This window comes from Marinobacter sp. LV10MA510-1 (assembly GCF_002563885.1).
Lineage (GTDB): Bacteria > Pseudomonadota > Gammaproteobacteria > Pseudomonadales > Oleiphilaceae > Marinobacter.
Map to the genome: position 1 here is coordinate 1,281,431 of NZ_PDJA01000001.1, position 25,053 is coordinate 1,306,483.

The 25,053-nt window shown below is 55.2% G+C and carries 19 protein-coding genes, 1 tRNA gene and 2 pseudogenes; 8 read left to right on the top strand and 14 right to left on the bottom strand.

Annotation, left to right across the window (positions count from 1 at the left end; all coding sequences use genetic code 11):
- The first annotated feature begins 32 nt into the window (after positions 1 to 32).
- Both tnpC and ATI45_RS06245 read left to right on the top strand, forming a co-directional pair.
- Positions 33 to 1,495 (top strand): annotated as a pseudogene (gene tnpC, locus ATI45_RS06240) (IS66 family transposase).
- 40 nt (positions 1,496 to 1,535) lie between these two features.
- Positions 1,536 to 2,060 (top strand): annotated as a pseudogene (locus ATI45_RS06245) (RNA-guided endonuclease InsQ/TnpB family protein); the annotation flags it as partial.
- Positions 2,061 to 2,104: 44 nt separating this feature from the next.
- On the opposite strand, the gene prpD reads toward ATI45_RS06245, so the two are convergent.
- The 11 genes from prpD to ATI45_RS06300 all read right to left on the bottom strand — a co-directional run bounded on the left by prpD (position 2,105) and on the right by ATI45_RS06300 (position 17,560).
- Positions 2,105 to 3,589, bottom strand: coding sequence for a 2-methylcitrate dehydratase (prpD, locus tag ATI45_RS06250; RefSeq protein WP_098418731.1), 1,485 nt, complete (start codon positions 3,587 to 3,589; stop codon positions 2,105 to 2,107).
- A 152-nt stretch (positions 3,590 to 3,741) separates the two neighbouring features.
- On the bottom strand, positions 3,742 to 4,956 hold the full coding sequence (prpF, locus tag ATI45_RS06255) for a 2-methylaconitate cis-trans isomerase PrpF (protein WP_416376664.1): 1,215 nt from the start codon (positions 4,954 to 4,956) through the stop codon (positions 3,742 to 3,744).
- A complete protein-coding gene (acnD, locus tag ATI45_RS06260) occupies positions 4,953 to 7,577 on the bottom strand; it encodes a Fe/S-dependent 2-methylisocitrate dehydratase AcnD (RefSeq protein WP_098418732.1) in 2,625 nt (874 codons plus the stop codon). Before acnD ends, prpF begins: the two co-directional genes overlap by 4 nt.
- 207 nt (positions 7,578 to 7,784) lie before the next feature.
- The gene (gene prpC, locus ATI45_RS06265) at positions 7,785 to 8,912 is read right to left on the bottom strand and encodes a bifunctional 2-methylcitrate synthase/citrate synthase (RefSeq protein ID WP_098418733.1); all 1,128 of its coding nucleotides are present in this window, start codon (positions 8,910 to 8,912) and stop codon (positions 7,785 to 7,787) included.
- A gap of 128 nt (positions 8,913 to 9,040) precedes the next feature.
- Positions 9,041 to 9,931 (bottom strand): methylisocitrate lyase, encoded by an 891-nt coding sequence (prpB, locus tag ATI45_RS06270; protein ID WP_098418734.1) that lies wholly within the window; start codon positions 9,929 to 9,931, stop codon positions 9,041 to 9,043.
- 45 nt (positions 9,932 to 9,976) lie between these two features.
- Entirely contained in the window at positions 9,977 to 10,657 is a 681-nt protein-coding gene (locus ATI45_RS06275) for a GntR family transcriptional regulator (protein WP_098418735.1), read from the bottom strand.
- A 122-nt stretch (positions 10,658 to 10,779) separates the two neighbouring features.
- Entirely contained in the window at positions 10,780 to 12,345 is a 1,566-nt protein-coding gene (locus ATI45_RS06280) for a glucan biosynthesis protein (protein WP_218926118.1), read from the bottom strand.
- A gap of 57 nt (positions 12,346 to 12,402) precedes the next feature.
- The gene (gene mdoH, locus ATI45_RS06285; protein WP_098418736.1) at positions 12,403 to 14,481 is read right to left on the bottom strand and encodes a glucans biosynthesis glucosyltransferase MdoH; all 2,079 of its coding nucleotides are present in this window, start codon (positions 14,479 to 14,481) and stop codon (positions 12,403 to 12,405) included.
- On the bottom strand, positions 14,474 to 14,725 hold the full coding sequence (locus ATI45_RS06290; protein WP_098418737.1) for a hypothetical protein: 252 nt from the start codon (positions 14,723 to 14,725) through the stop codon (positions 14,474 to 14,476). The genes mdoH and ATI45_RS06290 overlap by 8 nt, the downstream gene beginning before the upstream one ends.
- A 2-nt stretch (positions 14,726 to 14,727) precedes the next feature.
- Positions 14,728 to 16,323: a glucan biosynthesis protein G gene (locus ATI45_RS06295; protein WP_098418738.1), complete on the bottom strand. Its 1,596-nt coding sequence runs from the start codon at positions 16,321 to 16,323 to the stop codon at positions 14,728 to 14,730.
- A 133-nt stretch (positions 16,324 to 16,456) separates the two neighbouring features.
- Positions 16,457 to 17,560, bottom strand: a complete 1,104-nt coding sequence (locus ATI45_RS06300; RefSeq protein ID WP_143751138.1) for a ShlB/FhaC/HecB family hemolysin secretion/activation protein — start codon at positions 17,558 to 17,560, stop codon at positions 16,457 to 16,459.
- 314 nt (positions 17,561 to 17,874) lie between these two features.
- Here ATI45_RS06300 and galU point away from each other — a divergent pair, with 314 nt between their 5' ends.
- Complete coding sequence (gene galU / locus ATI45_RS06305) at positions 17,875 to 18,711, top strand: UTP--glucose-1-phosphate uridylyltransferase GalU (protein ID WP_098421668.1); 837 nt, start codon at positions 17,875 to 17,877, stop codon at positions 18,709 to 18,711.
- Between the two features lie 63 nt (positions 18,712 to 18,774).
- Positions 18,775 to 18,851, top strand: a tRNA-Val gene (locus ATI45_RS06310).
- Between the two features lie 223 nt (positions 18,852 to 19,074).
- On the opposite strand, the gene ATI45_RS06315 is transcribed toward ATI45_RS06310, so the two are convergent.
- Positions 19,075 to 19,236 (bottom strand): helix-turn-helix transcriptional regulator, encoded by a 162-nt coding sequence (locus ATI45_RS06315; RefSeq protein WP_098418740.1) that lies wholly within the window; start codon positions 19,234 to 19,236, stop codon positions 19,075 to 19,077.
- Positions 19,237 to 19,387: 151 nt separating this feature from the next.
- Here ATI45_RS06315 and ATI45_RS06320 point away from each other — a divergent pair, with 151 nt between their 5' ends.
- The 4 genes from ATI45_RS06320 to ATI45_RS06335 all read left to right on the top strand — a co-directional run bounded on the left by ATI45_RS06320 (position 19,388) and on the right by ATI45_RS06335 (position 22,116).
- A complete protein-coding gene (locus tag ATI45_RS06320) occupies positions 19,388 to 20,095 on the top strand; it encodes a hypothetical protein (protein ID WP_098418741.1) in 708 nt (235 codons plus the stop codon).
- A 3-nt stretch (positions 20,096 to 20,098) separates the two neighbouring features.
- Complete coding sequence (locus ATI45_RS06325; RefSeq protein WP_218926119.1) at positions 20,099 to 21,217, top strand: helix-turn-helix domain-containing protein; 1,119 nt, start codon at positions 20,099 to 20,101, stop codon at positions 21,215 to 21,217.
- Between the two features lie 264 nt (positions 21,218 to 21,481).
- A complete protein-coding gene (locus tag ATI45_RS06330) occupies positions 21,482 to 21,718 on the top strand; it encodes a type II toxin-antitoxin system Phd/YefM family antitoxin (protein ID WP_098418742.1) in 237 nt (78 codons plus the stop codon).
- A complete protein-coding gene (locus ATI45_RS06335) occupies positions 21,715 to 22,116 on the top strand; it encodes a type II toxin-antitoxin system VapC family toxin (protein WP_098418743.1) in 402 nt (133 codons plus the stop codon). The genes ATI45_RS06330 and ATI45_RS06335 overlap by 4 nt, the downstream gene beginning before the upstream one ends.
- Positions 22,117 to 22,241: 125 nt before the next feature.
- On the opposite strand, the gene ATI45_RS06340 is transcribed toward ATI45_RS06335, so the two are convergent.
- Both ATI45_RS06340 and cysQ read right to left on the bottom strand, forming a co-directional pair.
- Entirely contained in the window at positions 22,242 to 24,221 is a 1,980-nt protein-coding gene (locus tag ATI45_RS06340) for a capsular polysaccharide biosynthesis protein (RefSeq protein ID WP_098418744.1), read from the bottom strand.
- Between the two features lie 19 nt (positions 24,222 to 24,240).
- Positions 24,241 to 25,014 carry a 3'(2'),5'-bisphosphate nucleotidase CysQ gene (gene cysQ, locus ATI45_RS06345; protein ID WP_098418745.1) on the bottom strand — a complete coding sequence of 258 codons (774 nt, stop codon included), beginning with the start codon at positions 25,012 to 25,014 and terminating at the stop codon, positions 24,241 to 24,243.
- Positions 25,015 to 25,053 lie beyond the last annotated feature (39 nt).

The following is a 25,053-nucleotide window of genomic DNA, read 5'->3' on the forward strand; positions in this document are numbered from 1 at the left end:
TAATAGCCCTTCACTCGACGGTACTCAGGCCCATGAAGATCAGTAACATTGATGTCGACGCTGCGCTGGCGAACGTCAGACACCAACTCCAAGCAGACACAACCGTCGCGCCTTCCATGCGGACGGCCATCGAGTTGCTGATTGTGCTGGTCCAGATACTGAGTGGGCGGATTAACACCCACAGTGCCAACAGCAGTAAGCCGCCGTCCCAGGATCCGAACCGCCCCAGACAGAACCGTTTGAAGAGCGGGCGTAAGCCAGGCGGGCAGCCCGGCCGCGTTGGGAAGACGTTGCAACCGGTGGTAGATCCGGATGCCATCCAGCGGGTGAAAGTGGATCGGCGCACCTTACCCAAAGGCGGCCGGTTCCGGGTCGTGGGCTGCGAGAAACGTCAGGTCATTGATCTGGACATCCGCCGTTTTGTCACCGAGTACCAGGCTGAGATCCTGGAAAATGCCCAGGGGCAACGTTTTGTGGCGCCTTTTCCGGTCGGTGTAGAACGCTCGGTTCAGTACGGCCCGCAGCTGAAGGCCCACGCGGTCTATCTGTCGCAATACCAGCTCCTGCCCTATGATCGCATCCGCGAGTACTTCGAAGACCAGGTCGGCATCCCACTGAGTGTCGGCTCACTGTTCAACGTCAATCAGGACGCTTTCAATAAGGCCGCTGAATTTGAGCCGTGGGTCAAGGATCGCCTGGCCGAGGCGTCGGTGGTTCACGCCGATGAAACAGGCGTGAACATCGGTGGTCAACGTCACTGGCTGCACGGCGCATCGAATGACCGACTGACCTGGCTTGCGCCCCATGCACAACGAGGTCAGCAGGCGATGAATGCGATCGGCATCCTGCCGCGCTTCAACGGTGTGCTCTGTCACGATCACTGGAAGCCGTATTACCGTTATTCATGCTTGCACTCTCTGTGCAATGCGCACCACCTGCGAGAACTTCAGCGCGCCTGGGAGCAGGATAAACAGGTGTGGGCTCAACGGATGCAAACTCTACTGAACATCATGACCGACAGCGTCGACGACGCCGGCGGCTGCCTGCCACCGGACAAAGCGCAGCGGTGGCGCAAGGTGTACCGACGCTGCCTGGCGAAAGCGCAAAAGAGTGCCCGCCGCCGGATGAAAGCCTGCGCCAAGGCAAACCCGGGCGGCTCAAACGCACGCGGGCACGCAACCTGCTGGAGCGGCTGATCGCCTACGAAGCGGATGTGCTACGCTTCCTCGACAATCCAGAGGTACCGTTTACCAACAACCAAGGTGAGCGGGACATCCACATGTTCAAAGTGCAGCAGAAAATATCGGGTTGTTTTCGATCCTTTGAAGGAGCCGAGATCTTCTGTCGCGTGCGCAGTTATCTGTCGACGGCGCGTAAGCAGAACGTGTCTGCCTCGAAAGCCCTGATGCATTTGTTCGAGGGGAGTGTGCCACCGTTCATGGCGGTGGGTGCGGGTGCGGGTAATGATACGACCGTTTTAAATCAAACCAGCTGAATAGTTACGTTCTTTATTTCTTATTTATGCATTCAAGTTTCCAATACATCCATCAACGTCGATAGTCGGCCTCGATGCAGGTATCACGCTATTCGCGACGCTCTCTGACGGCACGATGTTCGAGCCGGTCAATGCGCTGCGTACCCGCGCTGCGAAGATGGCAAAGTATCAGCGACGCATGAGCCGCAAGGTCACATTCAGCCGCAATTGGAAAAAGGCGAAGGCCCGTATCACCACGTTGCATCAACGGGTTGCTCATACCCGCAATGACTTTCTCCACAAGACCTCGAACATCATCAGCAAAAACCACGCGATGGTCGTCATCGAAGATCTGAACGTCACGAATATGAGCAAGTCAGCAAGCGGCACACTTGAGGCACCAGGACGACGCGTAAAAGCCAAATCCGGCCTTAATAAGTCGATTCTCGATCAGGGCTGGGGCGAGTTCCGCCGCCAGTTGGAATACAAACAGGCGTGGCTGGGCGGTGAAGTGAACGGTGCGGTAATGCCATCAGCAACAGGAACCCACCGAAGCGACTCAGGAATGGCTCAATGCCATGCCTGAGCGCAGTAGGAATCCCCGTCTTTCAGGGCGGGGAGGATGTCAATTCAAATCACAAACAACCCTGTGAATTCATGAACCGCCATACCTTCCAGCTCTGCCTGGCTTTGTAACGCCTGGGAGATTCGCTGGCATTGGCCTGCGGGGAAGCGGGTTGCGAGGTTTTGCTGGAACTTCTGTTTAAGCAGCGGAATGGCAGCTTCGCGGCGGCGGCGATGGCCTATTGGGTACTCGACGACCACGTTTTCTGTGCTTGAGCCGTCTTTGAAGAATATCTGTACTGCGTTGGCAATGGAGCGCTTGCTCGGGTCCAGATAATCCGTTGTGTACGCCTGGTCTTCGATCACTTCCATTTTGCTTCGCAGTTCATCAATCATTGGGTTGTCGCTGTGAAAGCTGTCTTCGTAGTGCTCGGCTATGAGGTCGCCAAAGATGAGCGGAACGGCTGTCATGTATTGCAGGCAGTGGTCGCGGTCTGCGGCGTTGGCCAGACTACCTACTTTGGAAATAATGCGAATGGCGGATTCGTGGGTGGTCAGTACTATTTTATCAATATCTTGCAGGCGGTCTTTCACTTGTGGGTGAAGAGTAACAGCGGCTTCTGCGGCGGTTTGGGCGTGAAATTCTGCCGGGAAAGACACTTTGAACAGGATGTTTTCCATCACGTAGGAGCCAAATGCCTGTGGTAAAGAAAGCTGACACTTGTCCGCAGGTTTGATTTTTTGGTCTTTGTTGGTTTTGCTGAACAGTACGTCGTTAAAGCCCCACTGTGGCGCTGTGAGTGCACCAGGTATGCCCATTTCGCCGCGCATGGCGATATCCGCAAGGCGAACGGCCCGGGATGTGGCATCCCCTGCTGCCCAGGACTTGCGGGAACCGGCGTTGGGAGCGTGGCGATAGGTGCGCAGGGATTGGCCGTCTACCCAGGCGTGTGACAGTGCTGACAGCAACTGGTCGCGGTTGGCGCCCATCAGGCGAGCTACCACGGCGGTAGACGCCACTTTCACCAGCAGAACGTGGTCTAGCCCTACCCTGTTGAAGGAGTTTTCCAGCGCCAGTACGCCTTGAATTTCGTGGGCCATGATCATGGCTTCCAGCACGGCTTTCATCGCGATGGGGGATTTGCCATCGGCCACGCGCTTTTGCGATAGGTGGTCGGCTACTGCCAGTATGCCGCCCAGGTTATCCGACGGGTGGCCCCATTCGGCCGCCAGCCAGGTGTCGTTGTAATCCAGCCAGCGAATAATGCAGCCAATGTCCCAGGCTGCTTTGACCGGGTCCATACGGAACGATGTGCCAGGCACTCGCGCGCCGTTGGGTACAATGGTGCCTTCTACCAACGGGCCTAAGTGCTTGGTGCATTCCGGGAATTTTAGAGCCAGCAAGCCGCAGCCGAGGGTGTCCATTAAACAGTGGCGGGCGGTGGTCCAGGCTTCTTCGCTGTCAATTTGGTAGTTAAGGACGTAGTCGGCGATGGTTTGCAGGACGTCGTCGTAATCCGGGCGTTCGTTAAGTTCGAATGTGGCAGACATGGATTTTCTCCTGTTTGAAATGTGCGGGCAAAAAAATACCCCCGGCTGGGTCTCCAGCTATTCCCTAAGGATAGCCGGTTATTAGCGCGGGGGTGTTTTTAGGCTTAGGTGTTTTTATGCTTAGGTGCTTTTAAATCTGGAAAGCTGTGGAGTTAGAATGAATCCCCCGGAACTCTTACCCAGCCTTCCATCAATACTCGCGCGCTGCGGCTCATGATGGCCTTGGTGGCTGTCCACTGGCCGTTGATTTCTTTGGCTTCTGCGCCCACCTGCAAGGTGCCAGACGGATGGCCGAAGGTGACGGAGGTACGGTCACCGCCGCCAGCGGCCAGATTCACCAAGGTACCGGGAATAGCCGCTGCGGTTGCTATAGCAACGGCCGCTGTACCCATCATGGCGTGGTGCAGTTTACCCATAGATAATGCTCTAACGAGCAGGTCTATGTCATCGGTGGTAATGGCTTTACCGCTGGAAGAACTGTAGTTCGCAGGCGGCGCTACAAACGCGACTTTTGGCGTGTGCTGGCGCGCGGCGGCTTCTTCAATATTCTGAATCAGCCCCATTTTTACCGCACCGTAGGCACGAATGGTTTCAAACATCGCCAGCGCTTCAGGGTTGCCGTTAATGGCATCCTGAAGTTCGGTGCCGTTGTAGCCAACCGCGTCGGCATTGATGAACACCGTGGGAATACCGGCGTTGATCATGGTGGCTTTCAGGGTTCCCACGCCCGGTACTTCCAGGTCATCCACCAGGTTGCCGGTGGGGAACATGGAGCCTTCGCCGTCGGCCGGGTCCATAAACTCCACTTGTACTTCGGCGGCCGGAAAGGTGACGCCGTCTAGCTCGAAATCACCGGTTTCCTGCACTTCGCCGTTGGTGACCGGGACTTTGGCTATGATGGTTTTGCGGATGTTGGCCTGCCAGATGCGGACGGTGACTATTCCACTGCCTGCGCCATTTTCAGGCAGGCGGTCTTTTTCCACATAGCCGCTGTTAATAGCAAAGGCGCCGACCGCTGCGGTGAGGTTGCCGCAGTTGCCGCTCCAATCCACAAAGGGTTTGTCGATGCTGACCTGGCCAAACAGATAATCTACATCGTGGTCTGGCTGGGTGCTTTTGCTCACAATGACGGTTTTGCTGGTGCTGGAGGTTGCGCCGCCCATGCCGTCGGTCTGCTTGCCATAGGGATCGGGGCTGCCGATCACCCGCAGCAGCAGGTTATCCCGAGCCGGGCCCGGGGTTTGTGCGCGCTCGGGCAGGTCTTCCAAACGGAAGAACACGCCTTTGCTGGTGCCGCCGCGCATATAGGTCGCGGGGATTTTTACTTGTGGTGTCTTATTTATAAAACCGCTCATAAGACCGCTCATGCAACCGCTCCCTCTGCTGCTCCCTCTGCCTCTAGGAAGTCCTGAGCGAAGCGCTGCAAGACGCCGCCGGCTTCATACACAGACACTTCGTCTGCGGTATCCAGGCGGCAGGTAACAGGCACGTTCAGGCTTTCGCCGTTGGTGCGGTGAATAACCAGAGTCATGGTGGAGCGCGGGCTTAGGTCGCCTTCAACATCGTAGGTTTCAGTGCCGTCTAGCTTCAGAGTCAGGCGGGTGGTGCCTGGTTTGAATTCCAGCGGCAGTACGCCCATTCCGACCAGGTTGGTACGGTGAATACGCTCAAAGCCTTCGGCGGCGATGGTTTCTACACCGGCCAGGCGCACGCCTTTAGCGGCCCAGTCGCGGGAGGAACCCTGGCCATAGTCGGCGCCGGCCACGATGATCAGCGGCTGCTTGCGTTCCATGTAGGTTTCAATGGCTTCCCACATGCGCAGGTTTTTGCCTTCCGGCTCCACACGGGCCATAGAGCCCTGGATAATCTCGCCCTTATCGTCCCGAACCATTTCGTTCATCAGTTTCGGGTTGGCAAAGGTGGCACGTTGGGCGGTCAAATGGTCGCCGCGATGGGTTGCGTAGGAGTTGAAGTCTTCCTCTGGCAGGCCCATTTTGTGCAGGTATTCACCGGCAGCGCTGTCCATCATGATGGCGTTAGACGGCGACAGGTGATCGGTGGTGATGTTATCCGGCAGAATCGCCAGTGGACGCATGCCTTTCATAGTACGTTCAGCTGCCAGCGCGCCTTCCCAGTATGGCGGGCGACGAATGTAGGTGCTTGTAGGGCGCCAGTCGTACAGGGGGCTTTCGGCTTCTTCGAACGCGCCCAGATCAAACATCGGGATGTACACCTGTTTGAACTGTTCGGGCTTAACGCTGGATTTTACGATGGCGTCGATTTCTTCATCGCTTGGCCAGATGTCTTTCAGGGTAATCGGGTTGCCGTCTTTGTCTTTAGCCAGTACGTCTTTTTCGATGTCAAAGCGCACGGTACCGGCGATGGCGTAAGCCACGACTAAGGGCGGCGACGCCAGGAATGCTTGCTTGGCGTAGGGATGAATTCGGCCGTCGAAGTTACGGTTGCCAGACAGTACTGCCGTGGCGTACAGGTCGCGGTCGATGATTTCCTGCTGAATGACTGGATCCAGAGCGCCGGACATGCCGTTACAGGTGGTGCAGGCGTAGCCGACGATACCAAAGCCCAGCTTTTCCATTTCTTTCAGCAGGCCGGCTTCTTCCAGGTACAGGCGGGCGACTTTTGAACCGGGAGCGAACGAGGACTTCACCCAGGGCTTGCGCACCAGGCCCAGCTCGTTGGCTTTTTTGGCGATCAGGCCTGCGGCGACTACGTTGCGGGGGTTCGAGGTGTTGGTGCAGGAGGTAATCGCGGCGATAATGACCGCGCCGTCTGGCATTTTGCCTTCGGCTTCTTCCGCCAAGGCCCTTTCCAGATTACCGGCAATGCCTTCGGCATGCAGGTCACTGGTGGCTACGCGGCGGTGGGGGCTAGACGGGCCAGCCACGTTGCGCACAACGGTGGACAGATCAAATTCCAGCACCCGCTCGTAGAACGCGTCTTTCAGCGAATCCGCCCATAGCCCGGTGTGCTTGGCGTAGGTTTCTACCAATGCGATCTGTTCTGGCTCGCGGCCGGTCAGCCGCAGGTAGTCGATGGTTTGCTGGTCGATGTAGAACATACCGGCAGAGGCACCGAATTCCGGGGTCATGTTGGAAATGGTGGCACGGTCGCCGATGGTCAGGCTTTCAGCGCCTTCGCCAAAGAATTCCAGGTAGGCGGATACAACACGCTCTTTACGCAGGAATTCGGTAATGGCGAGAACGATGTCGGTGGCGGTGATGCCCGGCTGGCGCTTGCCCGTGAGCTTCACACCGATGATGTCTGGCAGGCGCATCATGGATGGGCGGCCGAGCATGACGGTTTCTGCTTCCAGGCCGCCTACGCCAATAGCGATAACGCCCAGGCAGTCGATGTGCGGGGTGTGGCTGTCGGTGCCGACGCAGGTGTCCGGGAAGGCGACGCCGTCACGGGACTGGATCACCGGAGACATTTTCTCCAGGTTGATCTGGTGCATGATGCCGTTACCGGCGGGGATCACGTCGACGTTTTTGAACGCAGTTTTGGTCCACTCGATGAAGTGGAAACGGTCGTCGTTGCGGCGATCTTCAATGCTGCGGTTCTTTTCGAACGCGTCCGGGTCAAAACCCGCGGCTTCTACTGCCAGGGAATGGTCCACAATTAGCTGTGTGGGTACCACCGGGTTCACTTTTGACGGTTCACCGCCTTTTGCAGCGATGGCGTCGCGCAGGCCGGCCAGGTCAACCAGTGCGGTGGTACCCAAGATGTCGTGGGTGACCACGCGGGCCGGGTACCAAGGGAAATCGAGGTCTTGCTTGCGTTCGATAAACTGCTTCAGCGATTCGGTGAGCATGTCGGGTTCGCCGCGGCGAATCAGTTGCTCGGCCAGTACGCGGGAGGTGTATGGGAGTTTGGCGTAGGCGCCGGGCTGTATGTCTTCGATTGCCTGGCGGGTGTCGAAATAGTCCAGGTCGGTGCCTGGTAGTTTTTTGCGGTAGTGGGTGTTCATAATTTGGGCTCTCTACGCAATAGGGGGTTGGGGACAGAATTGAATTCTGTCCCCGGCTGACCTCGAGATAGGGGACGGATTTGAAATCCGTCCCCGGTCTGGCGGTAGTAGGGTAATAGGGGACAGATTTGAAATCTGTCCCCGGTCCCGTCTTGGGCAATGGAGGACGGATTTGAAATCTGCCCCCGCCCTTTGTCAGCTCCGGTTTTAGCGCTTTTCGATCGGTAGCCATTCGGCGTGATCGGGGCCGGTGTATTCGGCGCTTGGACGGATGATGCGGTTGTTGGCGCGTTGTTCTTTAACGTGCGCTGTCCAGCCGGATACCCGCGACATCACAAAGATTGGGGTAAACAGTTCGGTGGGGATGCCCATGAAGTGGTAAGTAGAGGCATGGAAGAAGTCGGCGTTGCAGAACAGTTTCTTCTCGCGCCACATGACTTCTTCACAGCGCACAGACACCGGATACAGCACGGTATCGTTCACTTCTTTCGACAGTTTTTCGGACCACTTCTTGATGATCACGTTGCGCGGGTCGGAAACACTGTAAACCGCGTGACCGAAGCCCATGATTTTTTCTTTGCGCTGGAGCATGCCCATTAGGCCTTCTTCGGCTTCTTCCGGGGTTTTGAATTTCTGGATCAGTTCCATCGCTGCTTCGTTGGCGCCACCGTGTAGCGGGCCACGCAGGGTGCCGATGGCGCCGGTTACGCAGCTGTGGATGTCAGACAGGGTTGAAGCGCATACGCGGGCCGCGAAGGTAGACGCGTTGAATTCGTGCTCGGCGTACAGAATCAGGGAGACGTTCATGACCCGTTCGTGCAGCTCACTGGGTTTTTTGCCGTGCAGCAACTCTAGGAAATGACCGCCGATGGAGTCGCAGGTACCGGTGGTGTCGATGCGCACGCCTTTGTGGGCAAAGCTGTACCAGTAGTTGATGATGCCCGGGAACGCGGCCAGCAGGCGGTCGATTTTGTCGTCTTGCTCGCTGAAGTTTTGCTCGGTTTCCAGGTTGCCCAGCATGGAGCAGCCGGTGCGCATCACGTCCATCGGATGAGCGTCTTTAGGAATATTTTCCAGCACGGTTTTCAGTGCGTCTGGCAGGCTACGCAGGCTTTTCAGCTTGGCTTTGTAGGCGTCCAGTTCCTGCTGGTTGGGCAGTTTGCCTTGCAGCAGCAGGTAGGCCACTTCTTCGAACTGGGCGTTGTCTGCCAGGTCGCTAATGTCGTAGCCGCAATAGGTCAGGCCGGTTCCGGTTAAACCAACGGTGCACAGTGCGGTTTCACCGGCAACTTGTCCACGCAGTCCTGCGCCACTTAATTTTTTTGCTTCAGCCATGGATGCTCTCCCTTAAAACCAGGGACAGATTTGAAATCTGTCCCTTATTTGTTAGACCGGGGACGGATTTGAAATCCGTCCCCTATGAACCAGGGACAGACCTTAGGTCTGTCCCCTACTCCCCTATCTCAGTCTTTGGTCTGCTGGAAAAGCTGGTCAAGCTTCTGTTCAAAATCGTGGTAGTTCAGGTAGTCGTAAAGCTCCATGCGGGTTTGCATGAGGTCGATAACGTCTTTCTGGTCGCCCTTCTCCAGAATGTTCTGGTAAACCGTTACAGCGGCTTTGTTCATGGCACGGAAGGCACTTAGCGGGTAAAGCACCATGCTGGCACCGGCATCACCAAGCTCTTTGCGATTGTACAGCGGCGTAGCGCCAAATTCGGTGATGTTGGCCAGCAGCGGCACATCGCCCAGGGCGGCGGAGAAGGCTTTGTAGTGTTCCAGCTCGTTTACGGCTTCAGCGAAGATGCCGTCGGCGCCGGCTTCTATATAAGCTTTGGCGCGATTGATGGCCGCTTCCAGGCCTTCTTTCTGGAACGAATCGGTACGGGCCATGATGAAGAAGTCTTTGTCGGCGCGGGCGTCAACGGCCGCTTTGATGCGGTCTACCATTTCTTCTTTGGAGACAATTTCTTTGTTCGGGCGATGACCGCAACGTTTCTGGGCAACCTGATCTTCAAGGTGAACGGCGGCGGCACCGGCTTTTTCCATTTGCTGAATAGTACGGCCAATGTTGAATGCGCCACCCCAACCGGTGTCTATGTCTACCAGCAGCGGGATATCCGTGGCGCCGGTGATGCGGCGCACGTCTTCAAGTACGTCGTTCAGGCTGGTCATGCCAAGGTCTGGCAGGCCGTAGGAGGCGTTTGCAACACCGCCACCAGACAGGTAAATAGCCTGGTGCCCTACCCGCTCGGCCATCATGGCCGCGTAGGCATTGATGGTGCCAACAATCTGCAGGGGCTTGTTGTCGTTCAGGGCTTTACGAAAACGCGCGCCCGGGGAAAGTTTGCTGGACATGATGTTGCCTCCTTTGGATAAAGATGACGATGGTTTGCTGACTGGTTAGATAGTCAGTTCGCCGTCGCGGATTTTTTGTTCAATGTTTTTTCGTGCTGCGTGAATGTGGCGTTTCATCAGAAATTCCGCCAGTTCGCCATCCCGATTGGCAATGGCATCGACAATGTTGCGATGCTCGCCCAAGGCCATGTGCGGGCGCCCGGAGGATGTGCTTAAACGGTAGCGGTACATGCGCACCATGTAGTACAGGTCGCCCAGCAGCATTTGGGTTAGCTTGGTGTTGCGACTGCCGGTGGCGATGCGGTGATGAAAATCGTAGTCGCCCTCGGCCTGGTAGTAAGCCTGGCCCTGGGCTTGTTCGATCATGGTTTCATGGGTGTCGAGGGTGGCGCGCAAGGCGGCTATTTCGGCGTCTGTCATGCGTTCGGCGGCTTGTCGTGCGGCCAGGCCCTCCATGAGTTCGCGTATGCGATAGAGCTCTATTAATTCGTCGGCGCTTACGGAAACCACTTTCACCCCGGCGTGGGGGCGGCGTACCAGCAAGCCGCGGGATTCCAGGCGGCCCAGCGCTTCGCGCAGCGGCCCGCGGGTTAAGTTAAAGCGGGAGCAGAGTTCAACTTCGCCAATTTTTTCGCCCGGGGTCAGGTCGCCTTTGACAATCGCCGTTTGCAGACAATCGAAGGCTTCATCAGCGCGGGTATAGGCTTGAGGGACAAGTTCCAACATACTTTGTTAACAATCCTGTAGGTGATGGTGCGAAATTACGCGCCATTCTACGGATTGTCAACAATCCTTCAGTATAAGACGTTATATCTGACGTATTACAATTCCAGAAACCGGGCTTGTTCTTAAGCCGGTGGCGGCGTGTACTGGTAAAGCCACACTTCAGAGACCGGTTGCCCGCTGAGCATCAACTGCAAACGGATGTCGATGGGAGCGCCCGATTCACCGGGCACCAGATCAAACATTGCGCGGTAGCCTTTAACCGAGTCCAAAGGGCGCACAGACGCTATCTCTACCTGGCCACTGCTGGTTGTGATGGCGGCTTCCAGTTCGGCATCGACACCCAACATGCTCAAGCCACCGCCGCCGAAATCGATGGCAAAACGCCAGGAAAATACGTCCCTCTCCTGCCCTATAATGCCGCCCAGACCGGTGCGGGTAGCTTGCACCTGCGCCAATTTTTCTGGCTGCACCGGTGGCTGTTCACCCCAGGTCAGAGTGTAGGAAAACAAGTGTTCTTCGCCGGCGGCCAAGGGCTTTTGCGGATTCCAGAAGGCCACGATATTGTCGAATGTTTCGTTTCCGGTGGGGATTTCAGTGAGCATGACCTGCCCTGGGCCCCAATCGCCTTTTGGCGCGACCCAGACGCTTGGCCGGCGGTTGTAGAACACACCGTCGTCTTGGTAGTGCTCGAAGTTCCGATCACGCTGTAACAGGCCAAAGCCTTTCAGATTATTGTCAACAAAACTGCTGACATGAACGTTGCGGGGGTTCATCAATGGCCGCCACAGCCATTCGTTGTTGCCGTTTTGAATCGCCAGGCCATCTGAATCGTGAATTTCCGGGCGCCAGTCGTAGGCCATGCGGCGGTCGTTCTCGCCCACCTGATACATGCTGGTTAGCGGCGCAATGCCTACCCGCTCGATGGCTTTGCGTGGGTAGAGCGCTACATCTACATCCATCACGGTATTTTGCCCGGGCTGAATCCGGAAGGCATAGGCGCCGGTCACGCTGGGAGAATCCAGCAAGGCCCAGACGGTGACGAAGTCCTGACCGGGGGCCGGTTTTTCGAGCCAGAAGGTGGTGAAATCGGGGAATTCTTCTTCCCGGTTCATGCCCGTGTCTACGGCCAGACCGCGGGCAGACAAACCGTACTGCATGGATTCGCCCACCGCACGGAAGTAACTGGCGCCCAGAAAAGACGCCAGATCTAACTGGAAATTGGTGTAAAAATGCAGGCGAAAGCCGGCGTAACCAAGATTGGGTTGCAGATTACCCAGTGACTCTTTGCCACTGTAGTCGAAGTTGCTCTGGCGATATTCCAGAACCCGGGCGACACCGCCCTCTACTTCGAATATCTGCACCGGCTTTTTGAAGTACAGGCCAAGATGGAAAAGCTGCACCTGAAACAACAAATCGTCGCTGCGCCAGAGCGCATCCTGGGGCTTGAAGCGGATGGACTGATAATCATCCCAGCTCAGGTTGCTCAGGCTTGCGGGAACGCCGTTGATTTGCGGTTGGTAGGCCTTGCTGGCCAGATTGCGGGCGTGGCCTTTGAGCCAGGCGTAATCAAAAGACCCGCCGCGTTTTTTGCTGCGAGTCACTTCGCCCGCCTGCAGCCAGGCCGGCATGGGTAAGGCGCCCAGAACAGTAGCAGCGGATACGGCTTTGAGAAGAGAGCGACGGCGCATTATTAAACCTCACAAATCGGTGTGGTAGGTTGTCAGTTGTTGGTCAATATTCTGTTGTTAAAGACGGGCAATCGCCTGGCCCCAATAGCTACCCGTTGGCGCAATCCAGGCGCGGCGATGAAGCTCGGCCAGGGCCACTCTGTCTTCGCATAATTCGCTGATCTGTTTCTTGTTCAGTCCCGCCGGGCCGGTATGGATGCATTGGTCCACCAGACCGCTAAGCCTTTCGGCACGCCCGGAATGGCGATCTGGCCGGGCCAGCGCCAGTTGTTGCTGGTGAACCAGCGGCACCAGAACAGCCTGCTCAAAGTGGCCAAGGCTCCAGGAGCTGGCCGGCTGGGCGCGATTTTCAGCGGCATTTTCCAGCACCGGCAGCGCTACGAGCTCTTCAGGAATCAGTAGCAACCCGGCGCGGCGTATGGCTTGGCCCACCGTGACCCGGCTGAGCAGCACCGAGGTGGGCCCCGCGAGTATTAAAGGCACGGCCACGGGCAGCGACCAGATGAAAAAGCTGACATCCAGCCACCAGGCGAACACCGCCCAGCTTCCGCCAATCACGAACCCCGGCAGATGGGTAATTAAGGCTTCGCGCCAGCCGGTTTCTTCCGTGCGGTTTTGCCCCGCCCAGCTTAAGGAAACGTTTAACAAAGACGCGATGACGAAGCGGCTGTGGGCCAGCATGCGAATGGGTGCCAGCAACACCGAGAATACAATTTCGACCCACACGCTTAAAAACAGCCGCAAAGGGCCACCGAAACCTTTGGCCAGGCCGTGAATGATGGCGTCGATAATGGCCAGAAATTTTGGCACGAACAGCAAGGCCAGGGTGCTAAGGGCCAGGGTAAGCGCCCACTCTGGCCGCCATTCTGGCCACAGCGGGAAGAGCCCTTCGTGGCCTGCCGGAAAATATTCGATGGGCGACAGCGTTAATTGCGCGGCGGCCACGGTGGTTAACGCCAGGAACGCCAGCCACAAGGGCGAGGCCACGTAGGCCATTATGCCGTTGAGAAACGCCATGCGGTGCGCCAGGCGGATACGGCGGCCAAAGCACAGAATCCACAGGTGCTGCAAGTTGCCTTTGGCCCAGCGGTTGTCTCGTGACAGTTCATCCGCCAGCGTGGGGGGTGACTCTTCAAAACTTTCGCCCAAACCGGGCTCCAGCCAGACTTCGTAACCGGCACGGCCGATATAGGCCGCCTCGACAAAATCGTGGCTCATGATTGGCCCTTTAAACACGCCAAAACCGCGCAATTTGCGCAAGCCGCAGTGCTGCATAAACGGCTCTACCCGCAGTATGGCGTTGTGGCCCCAAAAAGCGGCGTGGCCCATTTGCACGGCGGCAAGGCCGGTCGCAAAGAGCGAAGAATACAGGCGGTTGCCAAACTGTTGCAGACGGGCAAACAGCGACTGGCCGTTGATGATGGAGGGGTTTGTTTGCAGGATGCCGACCTGTGGCTCGAGCTCCATCAACTGAACCATTCGCACAATTGTGCGCCCGCTCATCAAGCTGTCGGCGTCTAACACCACCATGTATTTGAAAAGCCGGCCCCAGCGCCGCAGGAAATCGGCGACGTTGCCGCTTTTAAAGTTCAGGTTAACGTTGCGGCGGCGGTAAAACAGCCGGCCGTTGGCGCCCAGCTCGTCACATAACTGATGCCATTTTGCCTGTTCTTCCAGCCATATTTCCGGGTTGCGGCTGTCTGACAAGATGAAAAATTCAAAGTATTCAATCTGGCCGTTGCGCTCTAGCTCTTGATACACCGCTTTCAGCCCGCTAAACGTCCAGTGCACCGGTTCATGGTACACGGGCAGCACAATGGCGGTTTTGACCAGCGGGGTGTGTTCCAGGTCATCGCTGCTGTAGCGGTTCAGCAATGAGTGCTTATCGCCACCCGTCAGCCGTAACACAAATCCGACCACCGCGGTCCAGAAACCCACGGCAATCCAGGCATAGAGCAAGGCAAACAACACCAGCAGGCCGATTTCCAACGGGGTGCCACCGTGGTAAGGCATGATCCACAACAGGTAATAGCTGGCCACGGCGGTTTGGCCGAATACCAGCAGCGCCAGCAAGCTGCGCCTTATTCTGGCAACGGTGCGCCAGCGCCAGAGTTTTTTGGGGGCCAGATCACTCATAACCCATGCTTCCCCTGAGCAGCTCTGGCCCGGCTTCAAGCGTCAACTTTGGTTGTCGCAATTCGAAATACTGGGGCAGCAGTTCCATAACCAGGCTTATATAATCGCCATCAGGGGCCTGCTGCAGAGCGTGACCGACCAACTCAAGAGCAGTGCGGCATTCATTGACACCCGGGTGAATTCCGCTGCCGCGAAGGTAGGCTATTACCCGGTCCAGTGCCTTCTGGCACGGTAGCTGCTCCACGTTTATTCCCTCGCCTGGGTTAAGGCTGGCAGCTGGTACAGCCAGGTTTCAGACACCGCGTTCGGGCCTGCCAACAATCGCGCTCTCAGGGGTGTGTCGTTATTGGGCGCGGGTTTAACAAGCATTGACAGGCGCCAGATGCCCTGCTCTGGCAGGTGCTCTACAAAGTGTTCCATTATTTCGGCGTTGTCGCTGGTGCCCGCTTCACTGACAATCGGAACATCGGCGACGTTGAGGGTTTCGCCCTCAAAATCGACGATTACCCGCCAAGTACCGTCCAGGTTGCGATTATTTTCATCGGGGACAGCAGCGTTGTTCCGGCCAGCACCTACCCAGGTATCCACAACGCGGCCAATACCACCGTCGAATGCGGTATGTTCGCCAAATCTAAGGCGATATTGGAAACTCAGTTCTGCGCCCTGCCCGACTTTCTGACGCGGTTTCCAAAAGGCCACAATGTTGTCGTTGGCTTCTGAGGATGTGGGAATTTCCACCAGCACAACTTCGCCCGCGCCCCAATCGTCGGTATTGTCGATCCAGGCGCTTGGACGCTTTTCGTAGTGCGCTTCTGCGTCTGAAAAATCATCAAAGCGGGTATCGCGCTGCATCAGCCCGAACCCTTTCAGATTCGTCACTTGGAAATAGTTCATCCTCAGACTGATGGGGTTCAGCAATGGCCGCCACACCCACTCGGTCAGTTCAGCGGATTTTTCATCCTGTATCAGCAGGCCGTCAGAGTCGTGAACCTGAGGCCGCCACTCCCCCGCTGGCTGGCGGGTGTTCTCGCCGAAATAGAACATGGAGGTTAACGGTGCCAGGCCAATCTGGTCGATATTGCTACGGGCAAAAAGGCGGGCGCTGACTTCAATGCCAGTGGCCGTATCCGGGGTGATCACGAAACGGTAGGCACCGGTGGCGCTGGGGCTGTCGAGCAGCGCGTAAACGGTCATGGTGCCTGAGTTGGTGCCAGGCCGCTCCAGCCAAAACTCGGTGAACGCCGGAAACTCCTCGCCGGAGGGTAAGCCTGTGTCTATGGCCAGGCCGCGGGCTGACAGGCCGAAACCGTTATCGGCCCCAACACCGCGAAAATAACTGGCGCCAGCGAACACCAGGAACTGGTTGCCCTGGCGCTCCGGACTTTTGATTGCGGACGATGCTTGTAACGGCCAGGTCAGCCGAAAGCCCGCGTAACCCAAATCGGCGGGGATACGCTTGGCCAGATCGGGGGACGGATAGGTAAAGTTATCGCGATTAAAAATCAGCGGTTCTACGCCCTCTAGATCCACTTCGTTCAGGGTTACGGAGTGCCGATATACGCTGCCTGCGGGCACCATCATGACTTCAAAGTGCTTTTCGCCCTCACTGGCCGGCTGACGCCATAGATTGGCTTCGGGTTTGAAGCGGATTGACTGGTAGCGGTCGTAAGGCAATGCGGTTAAAAAATCGGGAACCGCGACGGGTGCTTTGTATGGTGTTTGCGCCAGCGCCTGGGCTTTTTCGGTGACATCGACAAAACCAAAGCTCCAGACCGGAGCACTGGCGCCTAGGCAAAATACGACAACGCACCCGTTCACGGCACGGGTTGTCTTTGCAAGCATGGTTGGTATTTCCTGAGTTCAATTCGATTTGTTATGACTATACAACATCATGGTGTTGACTCGCTCTAAGTGACAGCGATGTAAGATGCTGTCCACGAACCAAAACAGGACAATTCCGAGCGGATTTAGGGTGTCAGATATCGACCGTAAGGGATAAGCGGAAGTTTGGCGAGTTGCCTGCATCGGGTAGCAGGGGAGAATCGCCCAGTACCCGGCCAATTGAGGTGCTTGCGCTCATGTAGCGGGTTCTGAGTTGCAGTGAGAGTTCACCGGCGTCGGCGTTCAGATATTGATCGTACCGGGTGCTGTGAACGTCAGCCCAGCCTCGCAGTAACGACAACCGCGCTCCGGCGCGAACGCCCGTGATAAAAGGAACGTTAAAATCCGGCGTATCGGCGTCTATTCGAAGCCAGCCACCGGATGCAGCCGTGTGGGAGTTGCCGGCGAACCCCTCAAGCAACTGTGAGCCGGCAACGCGGATCTGCTCTGCGGCAGGCAGTTGATCGGTGCCAGCCTGGTAGCGCCCGCTTAACCCCAGGTGCCAGTCGCTCAGTTCGCGGCCGAGGGAGCCATCCAAAAGCAGCTTATAAAAATTTTCAGAATCCCGGTAGTCAGCCTGGGTGGGTGCCTTCCGGCTATTAATGCTTAGCCCGCGGGCGAAGGTGACCATAGTTGCGGCATCCCACCCGTAAAGCTGTATTAACCCGCGCTTACCACTCACCCCCAACGACGATGTTTGTGCAGAGGTGGTTTCATCCCACTCGCCCTGCAACATGCGACGACTTTCGCGGGTGCGATGACTCAGAACGCTGTCGAATTTCAACCCCTGCCAGCCGAAAAGTGCCCGCTGTGCCGAAAAGTTGGTTTCGTCCGATATCACATGCACTTGCTTGCGCAGTGTGTCGGAAACCTGATCGCCGTAACGGCTATTGTTACGAGTGCTTAATGCAAAGTAATTGCCGTGCAAGGGGAAACTGTAGCTAGCGAACAGCGATTCACGTCGGGCGCCTTCGCGGGCCCGGCTGTTGCGGTCAAAAACCACGCCCAGTAAATGTTCGCGGAACATCAGGCCGTCGGCGCTGACACCCAGTGAGCCGTTCATTTCATCATCCGATAACGTGCTGCTACCCGTGACAGACAGTGCGGGCCACAGCCCTGCGGCGGCGGCAGGACGGGCCAGTACGCAGGTGCTGGCTAAAACGATGATAAAAGCGAACATCAGACGAAGCGATAGCACAAACAATTCCGCAATATTAAGCAGTCGGAACAGAGACTGCAGGTTAAAAAAAGTATCGGGCAACCATAAGCTAAGAACATCCCTGTGACCAGCCTGAATTCTCAAAATTGAAAAGTGTAATAATCTAATTTTTCAATGCTTTACTAAGCAGTATTAAATAACTTTTTAAGATTCAGCCCATTGCGCCAAATCTGCCAGCTCTTGCAGGTAAGTTACGGTAAGCTAATCGTGGGATGAATTCTTTGACGGGCACTGCATTTTTTACATTAACCTGGGTAAACTCCGCCGATACCGATCTTCTGAAGGATTCCGAAATGATCAAAAAATGCCTGTTTCCCGTTGCCGGCTACGGCACCCGTTTTTTACCGGCCACCAAGGCCATGCCGAAAGAAATTCTGCCCATCGTCAACAAACCGCTGGTTCAGTACGGTGTTGAAGAGGCATCAGCTGCCGGCATTCATGAGTTCGGGTTTGTGACCGGTCGCGGCAAGCGCGCCATTGAAGATCATTTTGACATTAGCTACGAGCTGGAGCACCAGATTGCCGGCTCTGGCAAAGAGGGACTGCTGACCTCTATCCGCGATTTGATTGACAACAATAGCTTCGCCTTTACCCGTCAAAGCGAAATGAAGGGCCTGGGCCATGCGATTCTGACCGGGCGCAACCTGGTGGGCGACAACCCTTTCGCCGTGGTGCTGGCGGACGACTTCTGCGTGGGACCTGATGGCGAAGACGGCGTGCTGGCGCAGATGGTCAAGCTTTACAGCCAGTTCCGCTGCTCGATTGTGGCCATTGAAGAAGTACCGGCCGACGAAACCCACAAGTACGGCGTGATTGCTGGCGAGTGCATGAAAGACGGCCTGTTCCGGGTAACGGACATGGTGGAAAAACCCGCACCGGAAGACGCGCCCAGCAATATGGCCATCATCGGCCGTTACATTCTGACACCGGATATTTTCGACATTCTGGAGCGCACGCCGGCTGGTAAGAACGGTGAAGTGCAAATTACAGACGCCCTGCTGGAACAAGCCAAAACCGGCTGTGTGCTGGCCTACCAATTCAAAGGCCGGCGTTTTGACTGCGGCAGCATTGATGGTTTTGTAGAGGCGACCAATTATGTGTATGAAAACATCTACAAAAAGGGCTTATAGCCTAAGCCAATAAAGAGTTGACGCATCGCAGCCGAATCAGTATATTTCGCTGCGTTGCAAAACAGGACCATAGCTCAGTTGGTTAGAGCGCTGCCTTGACATGGCAGAGGTCGGCAGTTCAAATCTGCCTGGTCCTACCAGAATTCCCAACAAAATGAGCTACTTAGAGCGAAAGCCGAGTGGCTTTTTTGTATTTGGCATGCCGCCATCACGCCGTGTCACCAATATGTGACCGTTCAGAGCGAGCACATCACACTTGTCCATTTTTTTATAAACAGTGTGATGTGGCGACGGGCGCTTACTTTTTCATACCTTGCCCTCCTCCATCCGCTCAGCAATCCATTTGCGAATTACCGACTCCGGCTAAGCAACGGCGCGTGCTCCAATTTTGACGGATCTGGGAAAAGTTCCAGCGGCCATACCTTCATATATTGCGCTTCGGCTGCGGGCGGTGATCTGCTCTACTTCTTTGCGCCGCAACATGCGGTCAAGTTGCTGGCGGTCGGTCTGCGTCTGTACGATCATGGGATACTCCTTGGATCCTACTAGGACATCAAGCTCTGAGACGAATGGAGTGACCTCCAATTTAGCCCGACGTATTGCTCGAAAGCTATTTTCCTTTTTTTTCACCTCAAATGAGGTAAGATAATCGGAAATCATAGCGGAGCTCCCAGCGATGCCCCAAACCAGTGATGGAAATTCAGCCTTACAAACACAAGTTATTGATAATCCTCACGAGGTTGGAAATCAGCTTCAGCAATTAGGCAAACTTACTCAAGAGGATTTTCAACAGGCAATTTCTGCTGCAAACCTGTCAAGAGCCGATGAAACAGCTCACAGCACAAAAGGCTATGCAGGATCGACATTCTATTCAAATTTGATAAAGCAACTACGTGACATATTAGTAGTAAAAGGCTTTAAGCCGCACACACATCAAAACATTGAGCTTGTTCTCAATGACACGGTGGCCATTGCCGTGTGTAAGGGCGATGAAAATACTGGTAAAACTACCCAGGATCCTCACTCTGCACGAAAAAAAGGAGGTGTGACATTAGCACTTTTCGGATTGTCACAAAATGAACTTCCACAGAACGAGGAGCTCTTTGAAGAGTCAGACAGCTTAAAAATAAATCGTGGAAAGCTACAATTAGAAATAGACGGAAAAGAACGTGATGTCTGGATACTTATGCATTATTCCCAAAAGATAGCTGATGGTGAATATCGCGTTAAGGCAGAGCTATCACGGCCATCAACCTACGATAATAAAGGTCGCATAAACTCGTTTTCAGATCGGATCATGCTTGATTTAATGGGCTTAAATATTGAAAGCCAGCCGAACTCTGAAACTCAGTTTACCGATGATATCGACTTCAACATCGAATGAGCCATGATGATGATGATGTATAACCCTGAACGTTTGCGTCTTGCTCGTGAGCGCCGTGGTATGACGATGGCTGGATTGGCAAAAAACTCCGAATTAACCAGCAAGACCATATCCAACTATGAGAACGCGGTGCCTGGCTTGGAACCTACCGATGCCAGCATGGGAAAATTAGCCAAAGCACTTGGTTATCCTTTGTCATTTTTCTTAAGGGAAGAACTTCCTGCTTTGGAACAGGAAGCCGTTAGCTTTCGCGCCATGAGCAAGTTAAGTGTAAAAAACAAAAATTCTGCTATTGCCGCAGGCAAGCTGGCAAAAGAGTTCACCCAATGGCTAGATGAGCACTTCACCTTACCTGAACTGCAAGTTCCTGCTCTTGAGACCACTGATTATATTGACCCAGCTGATGCGGCAGCAAGCCTACGTCAAACGTGGAGGCTTGGTGAATTATCCATCAATAATATGGTGCACTTACTGGAGTCAAAAGGCGCTCGTGTTTATTCCTTAGCGGAGAACTGTTTGGAAGTGGATGCCTTCTCATTTTGGGAAGATCATACGCCCTATATATTACTCAACACTATGAAGTCTCCCGAACGTAGCCGCTTTGATGCCGCGCACGAACTGGGGCATTTAGTTATGCATAAATATGCTCAAAACCACGGGCCAGAAGCAGAGAAGCAAGCCAACCAGTTTGCATCTGCTTTTTTAATGCCCGAAGCTAGTGTGAAAAGCATTCTGCGCCCATCGCCAACATTACACCAACTGATCCAGCAAAAAAAACACTGGAAGGTGTCGCTCGCGGCACTGGTGCGGCGCTCCTATGATTTGAAGTTTTCCAGTGATTGGCATTACCGCCAATTAAGTATTCAGCTATCCAGGCTGGGATATCGTACCCATGAGCCGGAGGGCATTGCAAAGCGCGAAAGTTCCCTTTTAATAGCGAAAGTATTTCACACGCTGCACAATAAGAATATCAGCCAAAAGGTAGTGCTAAATCAACTTGGCTGGCCCGTTGATGAGTTAAAGAATTTAACCTTTGGCCTGGGTTTAGGAATGCATGTGGTGAGCAATGAAAAATCAACGCCAAGCGAAGTAAAAAGACCAGATTTGAGAGTTGTAAAATAAATTTATATTACAAAACCACACCAACCCAAACTATAGCCCACGAAAGGTACTAATTCTGCGTAAAGTCACAGCTTATTCAGCTCGTACTTGGGCATACGAACCCTGACATGAGCCGGGAGTGCATAGATCCCGATTTGCCAAGAATTAAGGCGGCATTCCGTTCTATTTGATCAAGCGTAAAAGTGCCTAATTACAAGTGATCCCTTGCGGTAGTCACTATATCGATATATAGTGATGACTATAGCCAATGACTATGGTGTGACAATGAACCAAGAACACGTAACGAAATCTCAGTTTAAGGCAAAAGCCCTTGAGTATTTCAGGAAGATAGAAACATCTGGCGGGTCACTCGTGATCACAGATCGCGGCCAGCCAACAGTAGAGATTCGACGCTATCGGAATGACCAGCGCTCGCCACTTGAGCGGCTGCGCGGCAGTGTTTTGGAGTTTCGGAATCCGACCGAGCCGGTAGCAGAGGATGACTGGGAGGCGCTGGTTTGATCGCTCTCGATACGCACACCTTAATATGGTGGGTAAATGGTGATAGTCAGCTTTCTCCGAACGCCAAGGCCGCCATAGAGCACGAGCAGCAGAATGAGGATGGAATCATTCTGGTGTCCGCTATATCAGCATGGGAGATTGCTTTGCTTGTTGGGCGCGACCGACTGACCCTGGGAATGAATCTCGATGATTGGTTAGAGACTGTCAGCGAGATTGAAGGAGTGCGGTTTGTGCCAGTTGATGAGGTCGTAGGTGTTGAATCAACTCGCTTGCCGGGTGACTTCCACAAAGACCCTGCCGACCGAATGATCACCGCGCTCGCCAGACACTTCAACGTACCGTTGGTTACAGTAGACGAACGAATCCGAGCGTACAAACACGTTCGATCAATTTGGTAATTGGAATACGCAAATCACGCGTACCACTCAATGTCAGCTCTCGAATGTCGACCAGAAACAAGCCAACGATATTGATCAGGATAATGACGAAGATCAGGAGCCTTAGGGACTCGTGTCCCGCCTGGCTAAACCCGCTTTCGAATCCTCCGCCAAATATGCGATCTCAGCGGCAGTTTCCCCGGCTTTTGTCGCTGCCTGGCCAATATTTCGACGGCGGTTTCTGCATTCACCGGGTCGCCCGTTGAAGGGTCCACGTACACCGGGTAAAGAATCAGCGCCGCTGATACCAGCTCGTCCAGTGTTCGCCGGCGGGTGCGCCGGGGGCAACTGAGCTGGTCTTGGGTCAGGCCCCATCCGGCGTAAAACGGCAGGCCCCAGGTCACAACCGGCAGTCCACGTATCAATGCTTCAAAACCGGTGAGCGAGGTGAGCGTGTGAACTTCATCAACTTGCTCCAGCAGGTCTGGCATGGCGATATCGCGCACTTCCAGGTCGACATACTCATGCCCCTCCAGGCCGCCGACACGCGCGCCAGAAACGACATCCGGGTGGGGCTTATAAATAATGAAACCATAGGGGCGTGCCTGCCGAACGGCTTTCAACAGTTCAAGGTTTGTGCGCAGGCCGGGGCAACCGGTGCGGATGGAGGCATCGGTCTCTACCTGCCCCGGTACCAGAATGATTGTCTTATCGGAAGGCAGCTCAAGGGTGCCCTGCACACCCACGTTGTATTTGGATAGTCGTTGGTTTACCAACGTATGGCGCAGCCTTTGCGCCCGCATGATCACATCGGGCGTTATCTCAGCCTGATTCAGTATCACTTCCAGATCACTGGGCTGGGTCGCATCGTAATAGATACCGCGCGAATCCATCACCAGTGACAGCGGCTCAATCAGATCCACTCCCAGGCCGGCGGAGCGGATAAACCCATCCTCAACGCGCCATAACGCTTTTTGTTCCTGGCAACAACGCTCAGCCAAACTCGCCGTCAGCCTGGACGCCCACACCAAAACCTGCGATTCCTGAATGGCTTGACCAGAAGAACGCCAGGTAAGGCTCGCGTTCGCCCCAAGAAACTTGCCCATGAAGTTCCGCTTCCAACCCGCAAAATCCAGAGCAGCCCAACGCCCGGCGTAGCGGTCGCGCACCCGCTTTTGATCCGCGATCAGGTCAACTGTCTCTTCGAACCGACAACGTTGCCCGGTATAGGGATTGATATAACGGCAGTAATCCAGATAGGCGGCATGAAAAACGGCTTCAAGGCTACGGCTTACGCCCCGGCGCGCGGATTGAACACGGTCTTCCGTCAAACCCCAGCCGGCATAAAACGGCACACCAAAACAATGCACCTGCTTGCCAGCCAGCAGCGCGTCAAAACCCAGTTGACTGGTCACCACATAAACTTGATCAACCAGGTCCAGCAACGCCCATGGATTGATGTCCTCAGTCACCAGTCGACAGCTTCTGCGCTGGGCCAGCTCCAACAAGTGCCCCTGTTTTTTACCGGCGACCACATCCGGGTGCACTTTCACCAGAATCTCGGCACCGGGGTTCTCGGCAATTGCGGCATCCAGCATAGAGGCAAACACTTCAGGCGACGCCAAACCATAGAGGATGGAAGCATCACCGGCCGTCTGATCAACTACCAACACACGTGAAGCCGTTGATTCCAGGCCCACTGGGATAAAATCCGGTGCGTGGTTGTACTTGGACAGCCGATAACGCTGCAGCAACGCCATTCCGGCCCGTGCGCGCGATTGTTGGTCGGCGTTAAGTGACTGCTCGGCAATCCGTGTTTCAAGATCAGACGGGCGGGTGGCGTCGTAGTAGATACCGCTGTGATCGACGATCAGGCTATGCAAAGGCGAGCCCGTTATACCCAGGCCCAGCGAACGCAGAAAGCCATCTTCCAGCGACAGATACGGCAACCCTTTGGCCGCTGCAAACCGCCGTGCTTTCTCAGCGGTAGGCTTTAGCCCCCAACCTGCAATCTGAGCCAAACCGGCAACAGACCCAAAAGCCGATACACGGCGGGTTTCAGCCTCCAGGAAGGCGTCCAGCCAGGGGGTGTTTCCGAGCCCGTTAACAAAATACCCCACACCCATGCTCAGAAGCCTACCCCTTTCAACATCCCCACACTACAAAATAAGGGTTGAGCTTTTCATTGGGGTTGGCGTAGCTGAGCGGTGTGCCTTCCAGGGTTTCTATCCGGCCACCGGCTTGCGTCACTATCGCATGGGCAGCGCCGGTGTCCCACAAGCATGTGGGCCCTAAACGCGGATAGGCATCGGCGCAACCTTCGGCAATTAAGCACAGCTTCAACGAGCTTCCCATGGGCAGCAGGGTGTGCTCACCCAGTTTATCCAGCCAGGCGGCTAAATCAGGGCTTGGGTGCGAACGGCTGCCCACCACACGCCATGTTGCCCCCGCTTTAGGCTCGCCGGCGACGGCAATCGCCTTGCGTTGGCCATCGGCATCGATTTTAAACGCGCCAAGCCCTTGCGCCGCCACGTAGCCAATCTTAAGCGCGGGAGCGGTCACCACACCCAACACCGATTTGCCGTTCTCAATCAGGGCAATGTTGACGGTGAACTCGCCGTTACGCTTGATGAACTCTTTAGTGCCATCCAGCGGGTCTACCAACCAATAGCGGCCTTCGGCGTCGGCACCTGCAAAGCCCTCGACATCCTCTTCAGAGAGGATCGGGATTTGCACCGGCAGCGCCTGTAAACCGCGCATAATAACGTTGTGCGCTGCTTTATCGGCCTCAGTTAACGGGCTTTTGTCCGCTTTCTCTTCAACGCTGAAGTCGCGGGCGTAGACGCTCATAATGGCATCGCCTGCCTCAAGAGCGATGCGCTCAACGGCACTCAACAGTGCTTGATCAATCAAAGCCATCGTTCTATTCCTTTCATAAAAAAAGCTGCCAGGTTGCGG